This is a genomic window from Pseudomonas sp. UBA3153 (assembly GCF_002364635.1).
Lineage (GTDB): Bacteria > Pseudomonadota > Gammaproteobacteria > Pseudomonadales > Pseudomonadaceae > Pseudomonas_O > Pseudomonas_O kuykendallii.
This window is the reverse complement of the sequence record NZ_DEYR01000063.1, coordinates 40,616-62,319: the sequence shown is the minus strand read 5'-3', so window position 1 is coordinate 62,319 and position 21,704 is coordinate 40,616. Positions and strand designations below refer to the sequence as shown.

18 protein-coding genes and 1 pseudogene are annotated in these 21,704 nt (G+C 66.5%); 10 read left to right on the top strand and 9 right to left on the bottom strand.

All coding sequences use genetic code 11. From position 1 onward, the window contains the following. Window positions 1-81: 81 nt before the first annotated feature. From B2X67_RS14740 to B2X67_RS14730, 3 genes are all read left to right on the top strand, one after another. Complete coding sequence (locus B2X67_RS14740; RefSeq protein ID WP_286785958.1) at window positions 82-882, top strand: cytochrome C assembly family protein; 801 nt, start codon at window positions 82-84, stop codon at window positions 880-882. A 12-nt stretch (window positions 883-894) separates the two neighbouring features. Next, window positions 895-2,151 carry an HlyC/CorC family transporter gene (locus tag B2X67_RS14735; protein ID WP_286785957.1) on the top strand — a complete coding sequence of 419 codons (1,257 nt, stop codon included), beginning with the start codon at window positions 895-897 and terminating at the stop codon, window positions 2,149-2,151. Between the two features lie 278 nt (window positions 2,152-2,429). After that, a complete protein-coding gene (locus B2X67_RS14730) occupies window positions 2,430-3,740 on the top strand; it encodes an MFS transporter (RefSeq protein WP_286785956.1) in 1,311 nt (436 codons plus the stop codon). Window positions 3,741-3,942: 202 nt separating this feature from the next. On the opposite strand, the gene purT is transcribed toward B2X67_RS14730, so the two are convergent. From purT to B2X67_RS14710, 4 genes are read right to left on the bottom strand one after another with little or no spacing between them, the layout of a single operon-like run. Then, window positions 3,943-5,124, bottom strand: coding sequence for a formate-dependent phosphoribosylglycinamide formyltransferase (purT, locus tag B2X67_RS14725; RefSeq protein ID WP_286785955.1), 1,182 nt, complete (start codon window positions 5,122-5,124; stop codon window positions 3,943-3,945). A 59-nt stretch (window positions 5,125-5,183) separates the two neighbouring features. Then, window positions 5,184-5,372: a DUF1289 domain-containing protein gene (locus B2X67_RS14720; RefSeq protein WP_282341300.1), complete on the bottom strand. Its 189-nt coding sequence runs from the start codon at window positions 5,370-5,372 to the stop codon at window positions 5,184-5,186. Beyond that, window positions 5,372-5,896, bottom strand: coding sequence for a gamma carbonic anhydrase family protein (locus tag B2X67_RS14715; RefSeq protein WP_286785954.1), 525 nt, complete (start codon window positions 5,894-5,896; stop codon window positions 5,372-5,374). Before B2X67_RS14715 ends, B2X67_RS14720 begins: the two co-directional genes overlap by 1 nt. A gap of 15 nt (window positions 5,897-5,911) precedes the next feature. Further along, on the bottom strand, window positions 5,912-6,514 hold the full coding sequence (locus B2X67_RS14710) for a CoA pyrophosphatase (protein ID WP_090227255.1): 603 nt from the start codon (window positions 6,512-6,514) through the stop codon (window positions 5,912-5,914). Between the two features lie 147 nt (window positions 6,515-6,661). Between B2X67_RS14710 and B2X67_RS14705 the strand changes: the two genes are divergently transcribed. Both B2X67_RS14705 and B2X67_RS14700 read left to right on the top strand, forming a co-directional pair. Then, the gene (locus tag B2X67_RS14705) at window positions 6,662-7,216 is read left to right on the top strand and encodes an NUDIX hydrolase (RefSeq protein WP_090227252.1); all 555 of its coding nucleotides are present in this window, start codon (window positions 6,662-6,664) and stop codon (window positions 7,214-7,216) included. A 28-nt stretch (window positions 7,217-7,244) separates the two neighbouring features. Continuing rightward, window positions 7,245-7,748 carry a L,D-transpeptidase family protein gene (locus tag B2X67_RS14700; RefSeq protein ID WP_282341290.1) on the top strand — a complete coding sequence of 168 codons (504 nt, stop codon included), beginning with the start codon at window positions 7,245-7,247 and terminating at the stop codon, window positions 7,746-7,748. Between the two features lie 12 nt (window positions 7,749-7,760). On the opposite strand, the gene B2X67_RS14695 is transcribed toward B2X67_RS14700, so the two are convergent. Next, a complete protein-coding gene (locus tag B2X67_RS14695) occupies window positions 7,761-8,114 on the bottom strand; it encodes a helix-turn-helix domain-containing protein (protein ID WP_286785953.1) in 354 nt (117 codons plus the stop codon). A 175-nt stretch (window positions 8,115-8,289) separates the two neighbouring features. Between B2X67_RS14695 and B2X67_RS20890 the strand changes: the two are divergent. The 3 genes and pseudogenes from B2X67_RS20890 to B2X67_RS14685 all read left to right on the top strand — a co-directional run. Continuing rightward, window positions 8,290-8,757: pseudogene (locus tag B2X67_RS20890) on the top strand (Tar ligand binding domain-containing protein); the annotation flags it as partial. Window positions 8,758-8,847: 90 nt separating this feature from the next. Continuing rightward, window positions 8,848-9,942, top strand: coding sequence for a methyl-accepting chemotaxis protein (locus tag B2X67_RS14690; protein ID WP_414704009.1), 1,095 nt, complete (start codon window positions 8,848-8,850; stop codon window positions 9,940-9,942). A 109-nt stretch (window positions 9,943-10,051) separates the two neighbouring features. Then, complete coding sequence (locus B2X67_RS14685; RefSeq protein ID WP_286785951.1) at window positions 10,052-12,550, top strand: EAL domain-containing protein; 2,499 nt, start codon at window positions 10,052-10,054, stop codon at window positions 12,548-12,550. On the opposite strand, the gene B2X67_RS14680 is transcribed toward B2X67_RS14685, so the two are convergent. The 3 genes from B2X67_RS14680 to purL all read right to left on the bottom strand — a co-directional run bounded on the left by B2X67_RS14680 (window position 12,547) and on the right by purL (window position 18,199). Further along, window positions 12,547-13,851 carry a sensor domain-containing diguanylate cyclase gene (locus B2X67_RS14680; protein WP_286785950.1) on the bottom strand — a complete coding sequence of 435 codons (1,305 nt, stop codon included), beginning with the start codon at window positions 13,849-13,851 and terminating at the stop codon, window positions 12,547-12,549. The two genes, B2X67_RS14685 and B2X67_RS14680, sit on opposite strands and share 4 nt — an antisense overlap. 72 nt (window positions 13,852-13,923) lie before the next feature. Beyond that, window positions 13,924-14,238 carry a YqfO family protein gene (locus B2X67_RS14675; RefSeq protein WP_286785949.1) on the bottom strand — a complete coding sequence of 105 codons (315 nt, stop codon included), beginning with the start codon at window positions 14,236-14,238 and terminating at the stop codon, window positions 13,924-13,926. A gap of 61 nt (window positions 14,239-14,299) precedes the next feature. After that, window positions 14,300-18,199 (bottom strand): phosphoribosylformylglycinamidine synthase, encoded by a 3,900-nt coding sequence (gene purL, locus B2X67_RS14670; protein ID WP_286785948.1) that lies wholly within the window; start codon window positions 18,197-18,199, stop codon window positions 14,300-14,302. A 175-nt stretch (window positions 18,200-18,374) separates the two neighbouring features. On the opposite strand from purL, the gene mltF reads away from it, so the two are divergent. Then, on the top strand, window positions 18,375-19,856 hold the full coding sequence (gene mltF / locus B2X67_RS14665; RefSeq protein ID WP_282341277.1) for a membrane-bound lytic murein transglycosylase MltF: 1,482 nt from the start codon (window positions 18,375-18,377) through the stop codon (window positions 19,854-19,856). A gap of 29 nt (window positions 19,857-19,885) precedes the next feature. Here the strand turns inward: mltF and B2X67_RS14660 are convergent, their stop codons facing one another. Further along, window positions 19,886-20,776, bottom strand: coding sequence for a LysR family transcriptional regulator (locus tag B2X67_RS14660; RefSeq protein ID WP_282341275.1), 891 nt, complete (start codon window positions 20,774-20,776; stop codon window positions 19,886-19,888). A gap of 82 nt (window positions 20,777-20,858) precedes the next feature. Between B2X67_RS14660 and B2X67_RS14655 the strand changes: the two genes are divergently transcribed. Then, window positions 20,859-21,704, top strand: a complete 846-nt coding sequence (locus B2X67_RS14655; protein ID WP_286785947.1) for an SDR family oxidoreductase — start codon at window positions 20,859-20,861, stop codon at window positions 21,702-21,704.

Genomic DNA, 21,704 nt, shown 5'->3' with positions numbered 1-21,704 from the left:
TCCCGGCGGGGCCGATACTTTCGTGGACGCCTGCTTGTATGCCACACTCACGCCCTTTTCGGGCCCATGCCTCAAGGATCTATGCACCCTCTGCTGCCCAGCCTCGCCGCCGCCCTCCTCTATCTTGGTGTCACCGCTTACCAAGGCCTGCGCGTTCGCCAGCGCGTCAAGCCGAACAAGCTGCTGATCGGTGTATTCGGCGCGCTCGCGCTGTTCTTCCATGGCGGCAGCCTGTTCATGCAGTTGCACGCGACCCAGGGCCTGGCGCTGGACTTCTTCAATGCGTCCAGCCTGATCGCCTTCGCGGTGATCCTTATTACCCTGCTCGCCTGCCTGCGCATTCCGGTGGAGAACCTGCTGTTGCTGCTGATGCCGCTGGGCGCGCTGACCGCCATGCTGGCGCAGCTGATGCCGGCCGGTACCGTGCAGCCGATCGACGAGGAGCCGGGGATTCTCGCGCACATCCTGCTGTCCATCGTCGCCTACGGCCTGCTCACCATCGCCGTGCTGCAGGCGCTGCTGCTGTTGCTCCAGGACCACCAACTGAAACACAAGCACCCTTCCGGACTGATCAAGAACTTCCCGCCGTTGCAAACCATGGAAAGCCTGCTGTTCGGCTTTCTCTGGGCGGGCTGGGTCCTGCTCTCGCTGTCGCTGTTCTCCGGCTGGCTGTTCTTCGAGGACCTGTTCGCCCAGCACCTGGTGCACAAGACCCTGCTCTCGTGCCTGGCCTGGGTGGTCTTCGGCGTGCTGCTCTGGGGCCGCCACCAGCTCGGCTGGCGCGGGCACAAGGCGATCCGCTGGACCCTGGCGGGTTTCTGCCTGCTGATGCTGGCCTACTTCGGCAGCAAGCTGGTCCGCGAATTCATCCTGCACATCTGACCCTAGGTTGCCGTGGACACTCTCGATCAAGGCTCGCTGATTGGCCTGCTGGTTTTTCTCGCGCTGGCCTCGGCGTTCTTCTCGGCGAGCAAGAGCGCCGTCCTCGGGCTCGACCGGCAGCAACTGCGCGAGCTGGCCAGCCAGGGCTCGCTCGGCGCCAAGCGCATCAACGCCCTGCTCAAACGTCCGCAACGCCTGTTCGGCAGCCTGCTGCTCGGCAACAGCCTGGCGCTGATGTTCGGCGCGGCGGTGGCCGGGCTGATCGGTCTGCGTCTGCGCGGCGAGCCCGGCCTGTTCGGCGCGGTGGCCGTCCTGCTGATCGCCTGGCTGATCGTCGCCACGCTGCTGCCGCGCAGCATCGCGGCACGCCATCCGCAGGCACTGGCATTCGCCTGCGCCGGGCCGCTGAAGATTGCCGTCAAGCTGCTCTACCCGCCCTTCTGGCTGCTCGACCGCATCGCCGGCGCGCTGCTGCGGCTGCTTGGCATCCGGCCACCGCCGCAGGGTGAGAACCTGTCTGGCGAAGAGCGTGCGCCCGAGGAGATCGACGAGGTCCTGCCGGAACAGCGCCAGCACCTGCTGCTGGGTATCCTCGACAAGATGACCGTCGACGACATCATGATCCCGCGCAACGAGGTCGAGGGAATCGACCTGAACGACGACATCGAGCGGATCGTCGCCCAGTTGCGCAGCACCTCGCATACCCGCCTGCCGGTATTCCGCGGCGACATCAACCAGATCGAAGGCATCCTGCACATGCGCCGGATCGCCCGCCTGCTGACCCACGACCAGTTGACCAAGGACGCCGTGCGTGGTGTGTGCCACGAGCCGTACTTCGTGCCGGAAAACACTCCGCTGTCGGTGCAGCTGATGAACTTCCAGAAGCACAAGCGGCGCATCGGCATCGTCGTCGACGAGTACGGCGAAGTGCTTGGCATCTGCGCGCTGGAAGACCTCCTGGAAGAGATCGTCGGGCAGTTCCACAGCAGCGACGACAGCCAGGATGCCGACATCCAGACCCAGCCGGACGGCACCCAGGTGATCGACGGTGCGGCCCATGTCCGCGACATCAACCGCGCCCTTGGCTGGCAACTGCCGGTGGAAGGCCCGCGCACGCTGAACGGCCTGATCACCGAGGCGCTGGAAGGCATCCCCGACAGCGGCGTGTGCCTGAAGATCGGTCGCTATCGCCTGGAGATCCTGCAGGCCGCGGAGAACCGCGCGACCCGCGTGCGTGTCTGGCTCGCGCCGCGCCCGAACCAGGGCTGAGACGATCGGAGGGGTTGCCCGGCGCCCCTTCGCCCCCCGTATAATCGCCGTCAGCTTACCCAGCCCCTGCCTTCGTCCGCTTGCCATCCGCGATGCCGACGCAGGCCCGCCACTGCCGCTTCCCGCCCGGTCCGCCGGTGCACCGAAGTTCTCGCTGCCGCGCCAACCCCGCCGCGACAGCGCCCTCCTCGCCCAACCCGGGCGCCCGCTTCCCAGGCGGCACGACGAAAGCCAACCGGCCACCGCCAAGGCCGGCCAGACAATAACGGGATCCGTGCATGAATACCGCCACCTATACCGCTGCGCGCGATGCCGACGCCCCCGTGCAGGCCAACTCGACCGCGCGCGTCGCCGTCGCCAGCCTCATCGGCACCGCCATCGAGTTCTACGACTTTTACATCTACGCCACCGCCGCCGCGCTGGTGATCGGCCCGGTGTTCTTCCCGCAGACCTCCGGCACCGCCCAGGCGCTCTCCGCCTTCATCACCTTCGGCATCGCCTTCCTCGCCCGACCGCTGGGTTCGGCGCTGTTCGGCCACTTCGGCGACCGCATTGGGCGCAAGTCGACGCTGGTCGCGTCGCTGCTGCTGATGGGCCTGTCCACCACGCTGATCGGCCTGTTGCCGGGCTACGACGCCATCGGTGCCTGGGCTCCGATCCTGCTCTGCGTGCTGCGTTTCGGCCAGGGCCTCGGCCTCGGCGGCGAATGGGGCGGCGCTGCGCTGCTGGCCACGGAGAATGCACCCAAGCACCGCCGCGCCTGGTTCGGCATGTTCCCGCAGATGGGACCGTCGATCGGCTTCCTCGCCGCCAACGGGCTGTTCCTGACTCTGGCGATGACCCTCAGCGAAGAGCAGTTCCGCGCCTGGGGCTGGCGTATCCCGTTCCTCTTCAGCGCGCTGCTGGTGATTGTCGGCCTCTACGTGCGCCTCAAGCTTCACGAAACCCCGGTGTTCGCCAAGGCGCTGCAGCAGCACGATCGCGCGCGCCTGCCGATCGCCGAGATGTTTTCCCGGCACTGGCGCAACGTGGTGCTCGGCTCGCTGGCGATGGTGGTGTGCTATGCGCTGTTCTACATCTCGGCGGTGTTCTCGCTGAGCTACGGCGTCAGCTCGCTGGGTTTCACCCGCGAGGAATTCCTCGGCCTGCTGTGCTTCGCCGTGCTGTTCATGGGCGCCGCCACGCCGGTATCGGCGCTCGCCTGTGACCGCTTCGGGCGCCGCCCGGTGCTGATCGTCGGCTGCCTGGCCGCGGTGGCGTCCGGCTTCACCATGCAACCCTTGCTGAGCAGCGGCTCGGTGGTGGACGTAGCGATCTTCCTGTCGCTGGAGCTGTTCCTGATGGGCGTCACCTTCGCCCCGATGGGCGCACTGCTGCCGGAACTCTTCCCGACCCGCGTGCGCTATACCGGTGCGTCCGCGGCGTACAACCTGGGCGGCATCCTCGGCGCCTCGCTGGCCCCCTACGTGGCGCAGAAACTGGTGGCCGCCGGCGGGCTGGGCTGGGTCGGCGGCTATGTTTCGGTGGCGGCCGGGCTGAGCCTGCTGGCGGTGCTGCTGATGCGCGAAACGCGCGAAACGGATCTGTAAGCGGTCGCACAGGGTGGGCTTCAGCCCACCCTACGAGGTGTCGAGGGCCTTGGCCCGCAGTCGCCCCACTGACGAACATGAAAAAGCCGGCGCCAAAAGCGCCGGCTTTTTTTTGTGGTTTGCCCTCCATGGCAACTACCCTCCGGGCAGTCGCAGGGCGATGTCAAAAATGGCTCCAGGCCATTTTTTGTGGCCGGTGGACTCAGAGCGTGACGTCGACCGCCTGTGCGACACGGGTCGCCTTGGCGCGGGCGGCCTCGATCGACTCGTCGCGCGCCAATGCCACGCCGAGACGGCGCTGGCCGGAGACTTCCGGCTTGCCGAACAGGCGCAACGCGGTGTCCGGCTCGCTCAGCGCGGCGCCGAGGTTGCCGAAGCTCATCTCGCGCGACTCGCCGGCCACCAGGATCACCGCCGAGGCGGACGGGCCGAACTGGCGGATCGCCGGAATCGGCAGGCCGAGGATCGCCCGCGCATGCAGGGCGAATTCGGAGAGGTCCTGGGAGATCAGCGTGACCAGGCCGGTGTCGTGCGGGCGCGGGGAAATCTCGCAGAACCAGACCATGTCGCCTTTCACGAACAGCTCGACACCGAATAGCCCGCGGCCGCCCAGCGAGCCGGTCACCGCCAGGGCGATACGCTCGGATTCGGCGCGCGCGGCCTCGCTCATCGCCTGGGGCTGCCAGGATTCCTGATAGTCGCCCTTGGCCTGGCGATGGCCGACCGGATCGCAGAAGGTCACACCGTTGGCGTGGCGCACGGTAAGCAGGGTGATCTCGTAGTCGAAATCGATGAAACCCTCGACGATCACCCGACCCTTGCCGGCGCGGCCGCCGGCCTGGGCGTAGTCCCAGGCGGTCTGCAGGTCATCGGCGCTCTTCAGCACGCTCTGGCCCTTGCCCGAGGAACTCATGATCGGCTTGATCAGGCACGGGAAGCCGAGCGCCACGGTGGCGTCACGGAATTCCTCGAAACTGTCGGCGAAACGGTACGGCGAGGTCGGCAGGCCAAGTTCCTCGGCGGCCAGGCGACGGATGCCTTCGCGGTTCATGGTCAGCTGCGCGGCGCGCGCGGTGGGGATCACGGTGAAGCCCTCGGCCTCCAGCTCGACCAGGGTCGCGGTGGCGATGGCTTCGATCTCGGGAACGATGTAGTGCGGCTTCTCTTGCTCGATCAGCGCGCGCAGGGCCGCGCCGTCGAGCATGTCGATGACGTGGCTGCGGTGCGCGACCTGCATCGCCGGGGCGTTGGCATAACGGTCGACGGCAATCACCTCGACGCCCAGACGCTGCAGTTCGATGGCGACTTCCTTGCCGAGCTCGCCGGAGCCACAGAGCAGGACGCGGGTGGCGCTCGGCGAGAGCGGGGTTCCGAGACGGGGCATGTCGATTTCCTTGCAGGCAGGCGCCAGCGGCGCGTGGAGTGAAAAAAAGGAGGCGGATTTTACGAGATCAGCAGGCCTTTGGCTCGTGCGCGTTCGACGGTGCGAGCGAGCACCTGGCGGCGCTCGTCGTTGTCCATCCGCGACCAGCGGGTGATTTCCGCCGCCGAGCGCTGGCAGCCGCTGCAGAGGTCGTCTTCGTCGAGCGCGCAGATGTTCACGCAGGGCGACTTCAGCGGGCGCTCCTGCATCAGTCGTCCTGCTCGATCAGGTCGCGCGCGTAGCGCTGGGCGTTGTGCACGTAGTGCGCGGCGCTGGCTTCGAGCATCTTCATCTGCTGCTCGCTGAGCTCGCGCACCACCTTGCCGGGCGAGCCCATGACCAGCGAACCGTCGGGGATTTCCTTGCCCTCGGGGATCAGCGCGTTGGCGCCGATGATGCAGTGACGGCCGATCCTGGCGCCGTTGAGCAGCACCGCGTTGATGCCGATCAGGCTGAAATCGCCGACCGTGCAGCCGTGCAGCATGGCGTTGTGGCCGATGGTGACGCCCTTGCCGATGTTCAGCGGCACGCCGGCGTCGGTGTGCATCACGGTGCCGTCCTGCACGTTGCTGTTCTCGCCAATGTGGATCAGCTCGTTGTCGCCGCGCAGCACGGCGCCGAACCAGACGCTGGCGCCGGCATCCAGGCGGACCTTGCCGATCAGCGTGGCGTTCGGCGCGACCCAGCTTTGCGGGTGAGCGTCGACGCGGGAATCTCCCAGGCGGTACTTCATCATTGTTCTCCAGGCTCAGCGCAAGGTGAGGAAGGTGTCCGGCGGCTCGTGAAGGTCGATACCAGCGTCGTACAGAAGGTTCATCAGCTCGACGATCATGATCGCGGTGAGCCCCCAGATGCGGAACTCGCCGAAGCGATAACTGGGCACGTACCAGCTCTGCCCGAGGTAGTCGATGCGGTGGGTGAACTCGCGCGGGTCTTCGCGGAAAAAGCTCAGCGGCACGCTGAACACCGCGGCGATCTCGCCGTCGTTGGCGACATACTCGACGTAATCCGGAACCACCGCGACGTATGGCGTGACCTTGATGCGGTGGCGCGAGACCAGCGTGCTCAGCGGGCCGACGACCTCCACCAGGCCAGGCGGCAGGCCGATTTCCTCCTCGGCCTCGCGCAGCGCGGTGGCGACCAGGTCCTGGTCCTCGGGGTCGCGACGACCGCCGGGAAAGGCGACTTCGCCGCCGTGGGTGGACAACCCGCTGGCGCGCAAGGTGAGCACCAGTTCGGGCTCGTCGCTGCGGGTGATCGGCAGCAATACCGCCGCTTCGGGGAAATTCTGCTCAGGGGGCAGAATAAGCGGGGTATAGCTCCTTACCTTCTGGAGCAGTTCGTCCTGCATGGGCGCTCTCGGTTTTTTCGTTTGACGGCATCATGGCACGAACTGTCGCATCGGCCCAAGACCCGGGCGACGCCACGCCGGGCGGGCGTTGCTTTTTCCCTCCGGGCCTGATGCCATGCATCACCACAACAACACGCCGGAGACCGGATGAAATTCTGCAACCAGTGCGGCGGTACGGTCAGCGAGCGGATTCCCGCCGGCGACAACCGCCCACGTTTCGTCTGTGACCAATGCCAGCTCGTGCATTACCAGAACCCGCGAATAGTCGCCGGCTGCCTGCCGGTGTGGGGCGAACAGGTGCTCCTCTGCCGTCGCGCGATCGAGCCGCGCCGTGGCTTCTGGACATTGCCGGCAGGCTTCATGGAGAACGGCGAAACCACTGAACAGGCGGCGTCCCGGGAAACCCTGGAGGAAGCCTGCGCGCGGGTCAGCGGCCTGCAGCTCTATACCGTGTTCGACCTGCCGCACATCAGCCAGGTGTACATGCTGTTCCGCGCGGAACTGGTCGATCTGGATTTTGCCGCCGGCGACGAAAGCCTCGAGGTCAAACTCTTCCACGAAGCGGAAATCCCCTGGTCGGAGCTGGCTTTTCCGACCATCGGGCGTACCTTAGAATGGTTCTTCGCGGACCGCCCGAACGCCCTGTTTCCGGTACGTAACGAGCCGCTGGAACCCTTGCTGGCGCGCTTCCGAAAAGCTTGAATACCCCTTTCTCTAGGTCTCGTCGTTGATGCGCTGGTTGCTCACCTTTGTCTGTCTGTCCTTCGCCACCCTCGCCCTGGGCAACGTCACCTCGACGCTGGACGGCAAGCAGGTAGACAAGGTGCTGGTGCTCAAGTCCGAACACCGGCTGCACCTGATCAGCAAGGGCGAGACCCTCAAGTCCTATCGCATCTCGCTGGGCAAGAAACCCACCGGCCCGAAGATCCAGGAAGGCGACAAGCGCACCCCGGAAGGCTTCTACTGGATCGACTGGCGCAAACCCAGCGGCCGCTACAACCTGGCGATGCACATCTCCTACCCCAACGCCCGCGACAAGGACCGCGCTTCCGAGCTCAAGGTCAAACCCGGCGGCATGATCATGCTGCACGGAACGCCGATCGACGAGGAATACCCCGAGTGGTACTTCAACAGCCTCGACTGGACCGAGGGCTGCATCGCCCTGACCAACGATGACATGCGCGAGATCTGGACGCTGGTCAAGGACGGCACGCTGATCGAAATCCGCCCCTGAGCCACGCTTCGCTCAGGCCTCCTTGCACGGGCGCTGCCTGAGCGCCCCGGCCACCTCACCCACCACCCTCACCACCATCGCCCGCTCGTTTTCGTTCAACCCCTGCAGCAGCTCTACGATCTTATGCGCCTGATCCAGCGCATCCGGCGAGCCGGGGCGGAACAGGTCCGCCAGCGTACAGCCGAGCACGTCGGCAATCTGCCGAAGGCGCGCCAGGCTCGGGGAAATCACCCCGGTTTCGATGCGACTGACCGTCTCCTTCTCCACGTTGATCGACTCGGCGACCTGCGCCTGCGTCAGGCGCTGCTGCTTGCGCAGCGCCGCGATGGCCGCGCCCACTTCCGATGCGATTCCCTTGTCTTTCAAATTTGCTACCTCGACGCATCAGTCCCTATTAACCGGACATTTTCAAGGCGCCAGGGGTTCAAGCGAATGACGTGGAAGGCATTAAGAAATGACGCATTACGTTATTAAAGATTGACTTTTCTCGATAGCGATTTAAAGAATAGCCGTATGGCGGCAGCAATTGGATGCCAACTAAATGGCACATTCAGGGAGGAATCGCATGCTGAAGAATCTGAAGGTCCGCACGGGCATGCTGCTGGTACTCGCGGCCCTGCTGACCGCACTGCTGGTTTCCACCGCCACAGCCTGGAACGATGCGCACAACAGCAGCCGGCAGATCCAGGAGCTGGAGGATGTCGGCATCCGCCAGCTCGGTCTGATCGACGCGACCTACGTTGGTTTCCTGCGCACTCGCCTGGCGATGGCGGGCGCCTTCCTGGAAATGCAGGCGGGCGAAACCGACAGGGCGAAACAGAGCCTGGAACTGACCAAAAGCCTGTCGGCCAAGGCGCGCGAAGCCTTCGGCCAATTCATCGGCATGGAAAAGAGCCCGAAAGGCGAGCAACTGGCCAGGGCCATCGAGCAGAGCTTCAGCACCTACAGCGCGGCACTGGATGAGCAGCTCGAGGCGCTCAGCGGCGGCTCGGCGACGCGCTACGTCGAGGTCAACCTCAAGGCCCGCGAGGCGAACGGCGCGTTCGACAAGGCGATCTCCACCTTCAGCGAGCACGTCGGCAAACGCACCGCGGCCATCATGCAGACCGCCAGCGGGCGCTACGAAGTCGCGCGCATCCAGGCCGTCGTGCTGATCGGCCTGGGCCTGCTGCTCGCCATCGGCTGCTGGCTGTTCATCGCCCGGCAGATTCTCCAGCCGCTGCGCGAAGCCAGCCGGCATTTCGAGCACATCGCCTACGGTGACCTGACCACCCACATCGCCACCGGCTCGAATAACGAGATCGGTGTGCTGTTCCGCTCGCTGCAACACATGCAGCACAGCCAGCGTGAAACCATCGGCCAGATCACCAGTTCGGCCAACCAGTTGGCCTCGGCGGCGGAAGAGCTCAGCGCGGTGACCGAGGAAAGCAATCGCGGCCTGCACCAGCAGCATCAGGAGCTGGAGCAGGCGGCCACCGCGGTCAACCAGATGACCACCGCGGTGGAGGAAGTCGCGCGCAACGCGGTCGCCACCTCGGAGGCGACGAATGCCTCGAACCAGTTGGCCCGGCATAGCCGCGACCAGGTGCAGTGCACCATCGACGAGATCAACGGCATGTCGCAGGACGTGCAGGCGACTTCGCAGCTGATCCGCGAGCTGTCCGAACAGACCCGACACATCGGCAAGGTGCTCGAGGTGATCCGCGCGATTTCCGAGCAGACCAACCTGCTGGCGCTCAACGCCGCCATCGAGGCCGCCCGCGCCGGCGAGGCCGGGCGCGGTTTCGCGGTGGTAGCCGACGAGGTGCGCGGCCTCGCCCACCGCACCCAGCAGTCGACCCGCGAGATCGAGGAGATGATCGGCGGCATCCAGGCGAACACCGATACCGCGGTGAATTCGATGGAGCAGAACAGCAGGCGCGCCCATTCGACCCTGCACAACACCCAGGCGACCAGGCGCACGCTGGAGGAGATCTTCGCCGCGGTGAACCAGATCACCGAGCGCAACCTGGTGATCGCCAGCGCCGCCGAGCAGCAGGCGCAGGTCGCCCGTGAAGTCGACCGCAATCTGGTGAACATCCGCGACCTCTCCACCCAGGCCTCGGCCGGCGCCAACCAGACCGCGGCGGCGAGCCACGAACTGTCGCGCCTGGCCGTAGAACTCAATGGGATGGTCCTGCACTTCAAAACCTGACCGGCAGGCCGTCGCCGTCTATCCTTGCTAATCCTGCGTGGAAGCCTGGGAAAACGCCCGCCTTAGGGGCACGCCATGACCGAGGTTCCGCCCGACGACGAGAGCCGTGATGACTGACCGGCACCTTGCGGAAATTCGCACCCAGACCCTCGAACGCGGTCCCGACGCGGTGCTCACCATCGACCCCGAAGGGTGCATCGTGATGTTCAACGCTGCCGCCGAGCAGCTCTGGGGCCGGCCGCGCGAGACGGTGCTCGGGCGGCCGGTGAGCGGCCTGCTGCCGCACCTGTTGCAACGCCGCGCGGAGGGTTCCGCGCCACTTACCCAGGACGTACTGATCGAACGCCACGACGGCAGCCGGCGCTGGGGATCGATGAACTGCGCCCGCCTCGAGATCGCCGAGAACGTGTTCTACACCGCCTTCATCAGGGACATCACCGAACAGCGCCGCGAGGTCGAGCGCACCCACCTGCTTTCGCTCGCCGCCGACCGCACCGACAGCGCGGTGATCATCACCGACGGCCAGTGGCGCATCCTTTACGTGAACAACGGCTTCAGCACCCTGTTCGGCTATTCGCAGGCGGAAAGCCTCGGCCGCACGCCGGCACCGCTGATCGCTACGCACCAGTTGCAGACGATGATCGAGGCATTGCGCGAGCGCCTTTCCAGCGGGTTGTCCTATCACGCCGAGGAGTTGGTGCACGACCGCCACGGCCAGCGCATCTGGTGCAGCGTGACCAGCAACCCGGTGTTCGATGAGAACGGCCGGCTGATCAACAGCGTGAGCCTGCTGACCGACATCACCGACTCGAAGATCCATCAGGTGCTGCAGCATCAGGTGCTCGAGGCGATGGTCCGCGAGATGCCGCTGGGCGAGCTGATGGCGCTGGTCTGCCGCGAGGTGGAGCACATCGCGCCGCAGGTGGTCGCCTCGATCCAGCAGGTCGACGAGCACGGCAAACTGCACCCGCTGGCCGCGCCGAGCCTGCCCGCCGCCTACTCGCAGGCGCTGGAAGGCGCCGCCATAGGGCCGTTCGCCGGGTCCTGCGGCACCGCAGCGTTCCGCCGCCAGCCCGTGCTGGTGAGGGACATCGGCAGCGATCCGTTGTGGGCCGACTACCGGCATATGGTGCCAGCGGGGCTGCACGCCTGCTGGTCGACGCCGATCATGTCCAGCGACGACCGGGTGATCGGCACCTTCGCCTTCTACTACCGCGAATCCCGCGAGCCGAGCGCGCTGCACCGGCGCCTGGTAGAGGTCAGCACGCACCTCTGCGCGCTGGCCCTGGAGCGCGAGGAAACCCGCTCGCGAATCCGCCAGATCACCTCCTACGACAGCCTCACCGGCCTGCCGAATCGCAGCCTGCTGCAAGCCAAGGCCGAACACGCCATCGATGGCGTTGCGCAGGCACGTGGGTCGCTGGCGGTGCTGTTCATCGACCTGGATCGCTTCAAGCAGATCAACGACAGCCTCGGCCATCCCTGCGGCGACGAGCTGCTGCGGATCATCGCCGAGCGCTTGAAGCAGGAGCGCCGCAGCGGCGACATCGTCGGTCGCCTGTCCGGCGACGAATTCGTCCTGGTCTGCCCCTTCCACGACCTCGCGCAGGCCACCGACCTGGCCGAGGACCTGCAGCAACGCCTCGCCGAGCCCTGCCTGGTCGGCGGCGGCAGCCTGACCCCCTCGGCGAGCATCGGCATCGCCCTGTATCCCGAGGACGGCCGCGACATGGAGCAGTTGCTGCAGCATGCCGACCTCGCCATGGGCCACGCGAAAGCGGCCGGGCGCGGCTGTTTCAGCTTCTTCAGCCACGAGATGAACCGCCTCGCCCAGGAACGCATGGCGCTGGAAGCGGCGCTGAAGGCCGCGCTGCTGGCCGGCGAGCTACACCTGCACTATCAGCCGCAGGTGAGCTTCGCCGATGGCAACCTGCATGGCGTCGAAGCCCTGGCACGCTGGTGCCATCCGCAGCTCGGCGAGGTATCGCCGGCGCACTTCATTCCGCTGGCCGAAGAATGCGGGCTGATCGATGCGCTGGGCGACTGGGCGCTGAACGAGGCCTGCCGCCAGCTGGCCGACTGGCGCGGCAAGGGACTGTCGATTCCGTCGATCGCAGTGAATCTGTCGCCGACCAATTTCCACAACCTGACCCTGCCGCAGACCATCGCCGATGCGCTGCGCCGGCACGGGCTGGTGCCGCGCGACCTCACCGTGGAGATCACCGAGGGCGTGCTGGTGGACGTGAACCCGGGCATTCTGCAGACCCTCGACGACATCTACAGCCTCGGCGTGCGCCTGGCGATGGACGACTTCGGCACCGGCTATTCCAGCCTGAGCTACCTGCGCCGGCTGCCGATCAGCGAATTGAAGCTGGACAAGAGCTTCGTCGACGACCTCGACAACGACGCGTCCAGTCGCGCCCTCAGCGATGCAGTGATCAACATCGGCCAGAGTCTGGAGCTTACGGTGGTCGCCGAGGGCATCGAGAGCGTCAGCCAGTTCGAGATTCTCAGGCAGCAGGGCTACCACGTCGCCCAGGGCTATCTGTTCTCCTGCCCGCTGCCCGCCGCGCAGCTGGAAATCTGGCTGGCCGAACGCCGGGCTTAGTCGTCGCCTGTGCAGGCGACGATGCACACGCGGTTGCGTCCGCCCTCCTTCGCCGCGTAGAGCGCGCGGTCGGCGGCATCGGTGAGCGTCGCCGCGGGCCACTCCCCACCTGCCGGCAGGCAGGCGCCGCCGAGGCTCACGGTGACTCGGCCGAGCGGTGCGTAGGCGTGCTCCAGCTCGGCCTGCTCGACCCGCTCACGCAAGCGCTCGGCGACCCGCCGCGCCTCCTCGGCCAAGGTGCCCGGCAGGATCACGCTGAATTCCTCGCCGCCGTACCGGCAGACCAGATCGCCCGGACGCACCACCTGACGAAACAGCTCGGCCAGCCGGCGCAGGCATTCGTCCCCGGCAGGATGGCCGTAGTGATCGTTGAACGGCTTGAACAGGTCGACATCGAGCATCAGCAGCGACAACGGCAGGCCGGCGCGGCGCGCGCGGGCGATCTCCTGCGTCAGCGCCTCGTCGAAGCGACGGCGGTTGGGCAGGCCGGTGAGGTAATCCTTCTCGGCGACCTCGCTCAGCCGCGCGTTGGCCGCCGCCAGTTGCTCGCGCATCCGGTACTGCTCGGTGACGTCGGTGAGCGCCAGGGTTAGGCCGATTACCTGCCCCGCCGGGTCGCGCACGCCCTGCAGGCCGACCTGATGATGACGCTCGCGCCAGTCCAGCTCGAGGTCCGCCAGCGTCTCGCCGGCATCCAGGCGAACGAAGCAGCGCGCGACATCCAGTTGATCCTCCGGGAGGAAATCGGCGATCGGCCGGCCCACCAGCCGATTCAGCGAATCGCCCAGCAGCGCGGCCAGCGCACGGTTGGCGATCACCACATGGGCTTGCCGGTCGATCAGGCCGAGCGCGACCGGAGCCGCGGCATACAGCGCCTCCAGCTGCACGCTGCGCTGGCCGAGCAGGCCGATGCCCTGGGTGATGTCGCGGTCGATGCCACGGTAGCCACGGAATTCACCGTGCTCGTCGAACAGCGGAATGCCGCTGGTTTCCAGCACCACCAGGCTGCCATCGGCGCACAGGTTGCGGTTCACCAGGCCGGAGAACGGCCGCCGCTCGGCAACGATTTCGAGGAACACCTGGCCGACCCGCGCCGCTTCGTCGGCCGGCATGAAATCGAAGGGCGTGCGCCCGAGCATCTGCTCCGGCGTGTAGCCGAGCAGCGTGCGGCAATGTTCGGAGCTGAACGTGTAGCGACCCTGGGCGTCGACTTCCCAGAGCCAGTCCGTGTTGTGGGCGATCATCTCGCGCAGACGGCGGATCTCGGCGCGAGCTTCGCTGGGGCTGAGCAGTTGGGGCATCGTAACTACCGACACGCGAATGCTGAGATGGCCATTATGCCACCACGGCATGCAGGTCCGACGTCAGGGCGTCTAATCCAGGGTTTCCAGGCGCCAGACATCGAACGCCGGCGTTTCGTAGGGATGCGCCCTTTTCAGCGCGTCGACCACGGCGCGGATCGAGGCATCGGTCACCACCAGTTCGACCTTCCATTCGGGGAGCCGCTGGAGCCGGTCGACCTCGCCGATGAACGGCGCGCTGCCCGGCAAGGCACGGAACTGCCCCTCGCCCAGCACCTGCCAGCAGCACTGGTCGTAATCGCCGATACGTCCACCGCCGGCCTGGAAAACCGCCTGCTTGACGCTCTCCAGGTGAGTGTCTGGAACGTAAAAGCACAGCTTGTACATGCCGGATACCGTCGTCGCCGTGGTGGAACGGAAGGAGTACGCGGTACTCCCCCTGCCAGTGTCAGTCGACCCAGACCCGCGCGTTGCGGAACAGGCGCAGCCAGCCGCCGTCTTCCTGCCAGTCGTCTGGGCGCCAGGAGTTCTGCACGGCACGGAAAACCCGCTCCGGGTGCGGCATGAGGATGGTGACGCGGCCGTCGCGGCTGGTCAGGCCGGTGATCCCGCGCGGCGAGCCGTTCGGGTTGGCCGGATAGCGCTCGGTGACCTTGCCGTGGTTGTCGACGAAACGCATCGACACGCACCCGGACAGGTCGGCCTCGAGCAGCGCTTCCTCGCTCTCGAACTCCGCATGACCTTCGCCGTGGGCGATGGCGATGGGCATCCGCGAACCGGCCATGCCGCGTAGCAGGATCGACGCCGACTCCTGGATCTGCACCATCGCCACACGCGCCTCGAACTGCTCAGAGCGGTTGCGCACGAAGTGCGGCCAGAACTCGGTTCCGGGGATCAGCTCATGCAGGTTCGACATCATCTGGCAGCCGTTGCAGACGCCCAGGGCGAAGCTGTCCTTGCGCTCGAAGAAGCCCTGGAAGGCGTCGCGCGCGCGGTTGTTGAACAGCACCGACTTGGCCCAGCCCTCGCCGGCGCCGAGGACGTCGCCGTAGGAGAAGCCGCCGCAGGCCACCAAGCCTTTGAACTCCTCGAGGTCAACGCGACCGGCGAGGATGTCGCTCATGTGCACGTCGAGGGCGGCGAAGCCGGCACGGTCGAACGCCGCGGCCATTTCCACCTGGCCGTTGACCCCCTGCTCGCGCAGCACCGCCACCTTTGGCCGCACGCCCTTCTTGATGTAGGGCGCGGCGATGTCGTCGTTGACGTCGAAGGCGAGCTTTACCGTGAGGCCGGGGTTCTCCTCCTCGAGCAGGCTGTCGAACTCCTGCTCGGCGCAGTCGGCGTTGTCGCGCAGGCGCTGGATGCGGTAGCTGGTCTCGCTCCACGCGCGCTGCAGCAGGCGACGGTCGCCGCTGTAGACCGGCTCGCCGTCGTAGGTGAAGGTCACGTCGCTGCTGCCGTTGACCGGCTGGCCGATCACCGCCACGCAGTCGCCCAGGCCAGCCGCGCTGAACTGCGCCAGCACGTCCGGAGTGGCGTCCTGGCGAACCTGGATCAGGGCTCCGAGTTCTTCGTTGAAGAGCACGGCAGCGAGGCCATCGGCGCTGTCGGCGAGGGCATCGAGGGTAAGTTGCAGGCCGCAGTGGCCGGCGAAGGCCATCTCCAGCGCGGTGGCCAGCAGGCCGCCGTCGGAGCGGTCGTGGTAGGCCAGCAGGTGGCCATCGGCGTTGAGGCCCTGGATCACCGCGAAGAACGCCTTGAGGTCCTCGGCGTCGTCGACGTCGGGCGCCTGGCGGCCGATCTTGCCGTAGACCTGGGCGAGAATGGAGGCGCCCATACGGTTCTGGCCGCGGCCGAGGTCGATCAGGATCAGGTCGGTCTCGCCCTTGTCCAGGCGCAGTTGCGGGGTCAGGGTCTGGCGAATGTCGGTGACCGGGGCGAAGCCGGTGACGATCAGCGACAGCGGCGAGGTCACGCTCTTCTCGGCGCCCTCATCCTGCCACCTGGTCTTCATCGACATGGAGTCCTTGCCCACCGGAATGGTGATACCGAGGGCCGGGCACAGCTCCATGCCCACCGCTTTCACGGTGTCGTACAGACGCGCGTCCTCGCCGGGATGACCGGCGGCGGCCATCCAGTTGGCGGACAGCTTGATGTCGGAAATCTTCTCGATGCGCGAGGCGGCGATGTTGGTCAGCGTCTCGCCGATCGCCATGCGCCCGGAGGCGGCGGCGTCGAGCAGCGCCAGCGGGGTGCGCTCGCCCATCGCCATGGCTTCGCCGGTATAGACGTCGAAACTGGTAGCGGTCACGGCGACGTCGGCCACCGGCACCTGCCACGGGCCGACCATCTGGTCGCGGGCGACGAGGCCGGTGATGCTGCGGTCGCCGATGGTGATCAGGAAGCTCTTGCTGGCCACCGCAGGGTGGTGCAGCACACGGCTGACGGCGTCCTCGAGGGCGACGCTGGCGGCGGAGAAGTCATCGCCCAGCTCGGCTTCACGGGTGACCGAACGGTGCATGCGCGGCGGCTTGCCGAGCAGCACTTCCAGCGGCATGTCCACCGGGGTGTTGCCGAAATGGCGGTCGGTGACGGTCAGGTGCGGCGCCTCGGTGGCCTCGCCGACCACCGCGAACGGGCAGCGCTCGCGCTCGCAGATGGCCTGGAAGCGTTCGAAGTTCTCGGCGCTGACGGCCAGCACGTAACGCTCCTGGGACTCGTTGCTCCAGATTTCGTGCGGCGCCATGCCCGGCTCGTCGTTGGGCACGTTGCGCAGTTCGAAACGGCCACCGCGGCCGCCATCGTTGACCAGTTCCGGGAAGGCGTTGGAGATACCGCCGGCGCCGACGTCATGGATGAAGGCGATCGGGTTGGCGTCGCCCAGTTGCCAGCAGCGGTCGATGACCTCCTGGCAGCGGCGTTCCATCTCCGGGTTCTCGCGCTGCACCGAGGCGAAATCCAGGTCCGCCGAGCTGGCGCCGGTGGCGACCGACGAGGCAGCGCCGCCGCCCAGGCCGATCAGCATGGCCGGGCCGCCGAGCACGATCAGCTTGGCGCCGACGGTGATCTCGCCCTTCTGCACGTGGTCTTCGCGGATGTTGCCCATGCCGCCGGCGAGCATGATCGGCTTGTGGTAGCCGCGAACTTCGTCGCCGTGGGGCGTAGTAATCGACTGCTCGAAGGTACGGAAGTAGCCGGTCAGCGCCGGACGGCCGAACTCGTTGTTGAACGCGGCGCCGCCCAGCGGGCCTTCGATCATGATGTCCAGCGGCGTGACGATGCGCTCGGGCTTGCCGTAGGGCACTTCCCAGGGCTGCTCGAAACCCGGGATGTTCAGGTTGGAAACGGTGAAGCCGGTCAGGCCGGCCTTCGGCTTGGCGCCGCGACCGGTGGCGCCCTCGTCGCGAATCTCGCCACCGGAACCGGTGGACGCGCCGGAGAACGGCGAAATGGCGGTCGGGTGGTTGTGGGTTTCCACCTTCATCAGGATGTGCACCGGCTCCTGCACCGCGCTGTACTGGCGGGTTTCAGGGTTCGGGAAGAAGCGCCCGGCAGTGTGGCCGACGATCACCGAGGCGTTGTCCTTGTAGGCCGACAGCACGTTCTCGCGGTGCATCTGGTAGGTGTTCTTGATCATGCCGAACAGCGACTTTTCCTGGCTCTCGCCGTCGATGTCCCAGCTGGCATTGAAGATCTTGTGGCGGCAGTGCTCGGAGTTGGCCTGGGCGAACATCATCAGTTCTATGTCGTGCGGGTTGCGCGCAAGGTTCTGGAAGGCGTTGACCAGGTAATCGATCTCGTCCTCGGCCAGGGCCAGGCCCAGCTCGACGTTGGCCTTCTCCAGCGCCGCGCGGCCGCCCCCGAGGATGTCCACGGCGGTCAGCGGCTTGGGTTCGGCGTGGCTGAACAGGTTGCTGGCGTCTTCCATGCGGCCCAGCACCAACTGGGTCATGCGGTCGTGCAGCAGCGCGGCGACCTGCTCGATCTCGGCCTCGCCAAGCTCGCCGGTGACGTAGTAGGCGATGCCGCGCTCGAGGCGCTCGATCTTCACCAGGCCGCAGTTGCGGGCGATGTCGCTGGCCTTGCTCGACCAGGGCGAAATGGTGCCGAAGCGCGGTACGCAGAGGAACAGCCGCCCGCTGGGCTCCTGCACCGGCACGCTCGGCCCGTACTTGAGCAGGCGCGCCAGAACCTGCTCCTCGTCCGCGGTCAATGCGCCGGACACTTCGGCGAAATGCGCGAATTCGGCATACAACCCGGTCACGGCGGGGACCCTGGAGGTCAGTTGCTCGAGCAATTTGCCGTGGCGAAAGGCAGAAAGGGCGGGAGCGCCGCGCAGAATCAACATCGTCGGGACAGCCTCGGAAGGGGGAGCGTTGGGAGGCGCGCATTCTACCCTATACCAGCCGCATGAGGCCAAAGCCGGCGCTCGCAAAGCCGCCGGCGACCGGCACTTGCGCCTAGCAGAGCGCCTGCTGCCTGTCCAGATATGGCGGCGCTACGCCATTGCGTATACTGCGCCGATGTTTTCATTCCTGGCGTTGCGCACACGCTGTCTCATCGGGCTCCTGGCGGCGGGTATCGTCCTGTCGCTGACGGGCTGCAGCGACGACGACACGCCGGCTCCCAGGCCGTCGACGCTCGAGCGTATAAAGGATGAAGGCGTGCTGCGGGTGGTCACCCGCAACAGCCCGGCCACCTACTTCGAAGACCGCAACGGCGAGACCGGCTTCGAGTACGAGCTGGTCAAGCGCTTCGCCGAGGACCTCGGCGTCAAGCTGCAGATCGAGACCGCCGACAACCTCGACGACCTGTTCATCCGCCTGAACAACCCCGCCGGCCCCGAGCTGGCCGCCGCCGGCCTGGTCGCCACCGAGGGCCGCCGGGGCCAGGCCAGCTTTTCCGTGCCCTACCTCGCCGTCACCCCGCAGGTCATCTACCGCAACGGCCAGCAACGCCCTACCCGCCCCGAGGACCTGATCGGCAAACGGATCCTGGTGCTCAAGGGCAGCAGCCACGCCGAGCAGCTCGGCGAGCTGAAGCTGCAGTATCCGGAGCTGAACTACGAGGTCTCCGACGCGGTGGAGGTGGTCGACCTGCTGCGGATGGTCGACGAGGGGCAGATCGACCTGACCCTGGTCGATTCCAACGAGCTGGCGATGAACCAGGTGTATTTCTCCAACGTGCGCGTGGCCTTCGACCTCGGCGATGCGCGCAGCCTGGCCTGGGCGGTGGCCGGCGGCGGCGACCGTAGCCTGCTCGACGAGGTGGACCAGTTCATCGGCCGGGTAGAGAAGAACGGCACCCTACAACGCCTGAAGGAGCGCTACTACGGCCATGTCGACGTGCTCGGCTACGTCGGCGCCTACACCTTCGCCACGCACCTGCAGCAGCGCCTGCCGCGCTACGAGCAGCATTTTCGCAAGGCGGCGCAGACGGAAAAGGTCGACTGGCGATTGCTGGCGGCGATTGGTTACCAGGAGTCGCTGTGGCAGCCCGATGCCACCTCCAAGACCGGCGTGCGTGGCCTGATGATGCTGACCCTCGGCACCGCCCAGGCGATGGGCGTCGCCAACCGCCTGGACCCGCGGCAGAGCATCATCGGCGGCAGCAAGTACTTCGCGCAGATCCACGAGGGCCTCGCCGACGACCTTACCGAACCCGACCGTACCTGGTTCGCGCTCGCCGCGTACAACGTCGGCATCGCCCACCTGTCCGACGCGCGCAAGCTCGCCGAGGCCGAGGGGCTGGACCCGAACAAGTGGCTGGACGTGAAGAAGATGCTGCCGCGCCTGGCGCAGAAGCAGTGGTACAGCAAGACCCGCTACGGCTACGCCCGCGGCGGCGAGGCGGTGCAGTTCGTCGCCAACATCCGCCGCTACTACGACATCCTCACCTGGGTGACCCAGCCGCAGATGGAATCCAACCAGATCGTCGAAAGCGGCCTGCACGTGCCGGGCATAGCCGAGGATCAGCCCGCTCAGCAGGAAAAGGCGCCGCTCTAAAGGTCCCATCCAGCCACAGTATCCGCGTGTCAGCGAACGCTCCTGATCACTTCGATAAACGCACGCAGCGCCGCAGAAACGTGGCAGTGACTGGGGTAATACAGCCGCAATCCACCCACCGGCGGTGACCAGTCCTCCAGGACCGCGACCAGCTTGCCCTCCTCCAGCCAGCGCTGCGCCGCCATGTCCGGCACATAGACGATGCCCATCCCGGCCACGGCCGCCTCGATCATCAATTGCGTATGGTTGAGGGTCATGCTGCCCGGCACATCGACGGTGACTTCCTGCCCGCGCTGCTCGAATTCCCAGCGGTAGAGTTTGCCGCTGGGCAGGCGCTGGCGGATGCAGCGATGGGCTCGCAGATCCTCCGGCATGACGGGCCGTCCAGCGTGGGCCAGGTACTCGGGCGATGCCACGGCTAGAAAACGGAAATCCCCGCTCAGAGCCACGGCGATCATGTCCTGGGGCACGGCTTCGGCCAGCCGGATGCCGGCATCGAAACCGTCGGCCACGATATCCACCAGATGGCCGTCACTGACCAGGTCCAGCGAAACCTGCGGGTGGCGCTCCAGAAAGGCCGGCACCACGCGCCTGAGCAACACACGCATGGCCTCCTCGCCACCATTGATGCGCAGGGTCCCGGTGGGATGGCCGCCCTCTTCGGTCAACGCATCGATAGCCTGATCGAGGCCCTGCAGCACCGGCGCCAGGCGCAGCAAGAAGTGCTCGCCGGCCTCGGTCGGCGCCACGCTGCGCGTGGTGCGGTGGAGCAGGCGCACACCCAGCTGGCGCTCCAGCGCGGCGATCGCGTGGCTAAGTGCGGAGCGGGACATCCCCAGCTCATCCGCAGCTTTTCTAAAGCTGCGGTGCTGCGCCACCGCCATCAGGGCACTGAGATCGCTTAACGTTGGCCTGCCCATTGTTCATCTCCATTCACCAGCTCATGCGAATTAAAGCCGATTATCACAACAAAAAATCTGATTAGAGTGAATGCCTCAAGCAATGATCGAGGAGCACAGCATGAACAAGACCTGGCTTATCACGGGGGCATCGTCCGGGCTCGGCAAGATCATGACGGCCCGATTGCTGGAGCGCGGTGATCGGGTGATCGCCACGGCACGCCGCCAGGAAACACTGCGGGAACTGGCACACCAATATGGCGACCGCCTGCAGGTGCTCGCTTTGGACGTCACCGAAACCGCGCAGATAGGCCGCGTGATCGACCATGCCTTCGAGCACTTCGGCCGCATCGACGTGATCGTCAGCAACGCCGGCTACGGCCTGGTCGGCCCTGCCGAGGAGGTAAGCGACGCGCAGATCGAGCGGGTGCTGGCCACCAACCTGACGGGCTCGATCCAGCTGATCCGCCGCAGCCTGGCCCACCTGCGTGCCCAGGGCGGCGGGCGCATCGTTCAGGTGTCTTCCGAGGGTGGGCAGATCGTCTACCCCGGCTTCAGCCTCTACCACGCCAGCAAATGGGGGATCGAAGGCTTCGTCGAAGCCGTGGCCCAGGAGGTCGCGCCCTTCGGAATCGACTTCATCCTCGCCGAGCCGGGCCCGACCCGTACCAACTTCGCCGCCGCTATCGACCTGGCGCCACCTTCCGGCGCTTACCGAGACACGCCGGCCGGCCAGGTTCACGCGATGATCGCCAGCGGCGAATTCGAGATTCGCGGCGACGCTGCCAACACGGTCGGGGCGATCATCCAGGCGGCCGACATGCCTCACCCACCGCTACGTTTGCCCCTGGGCAGCACCGCCTATGAAAACATCCACGCCGCCCTGAACCAGCGACTCGAATCGCTCGAAGCACAGCGTGATGTGGCCTTCTCGGCCGACGGGAGCTGA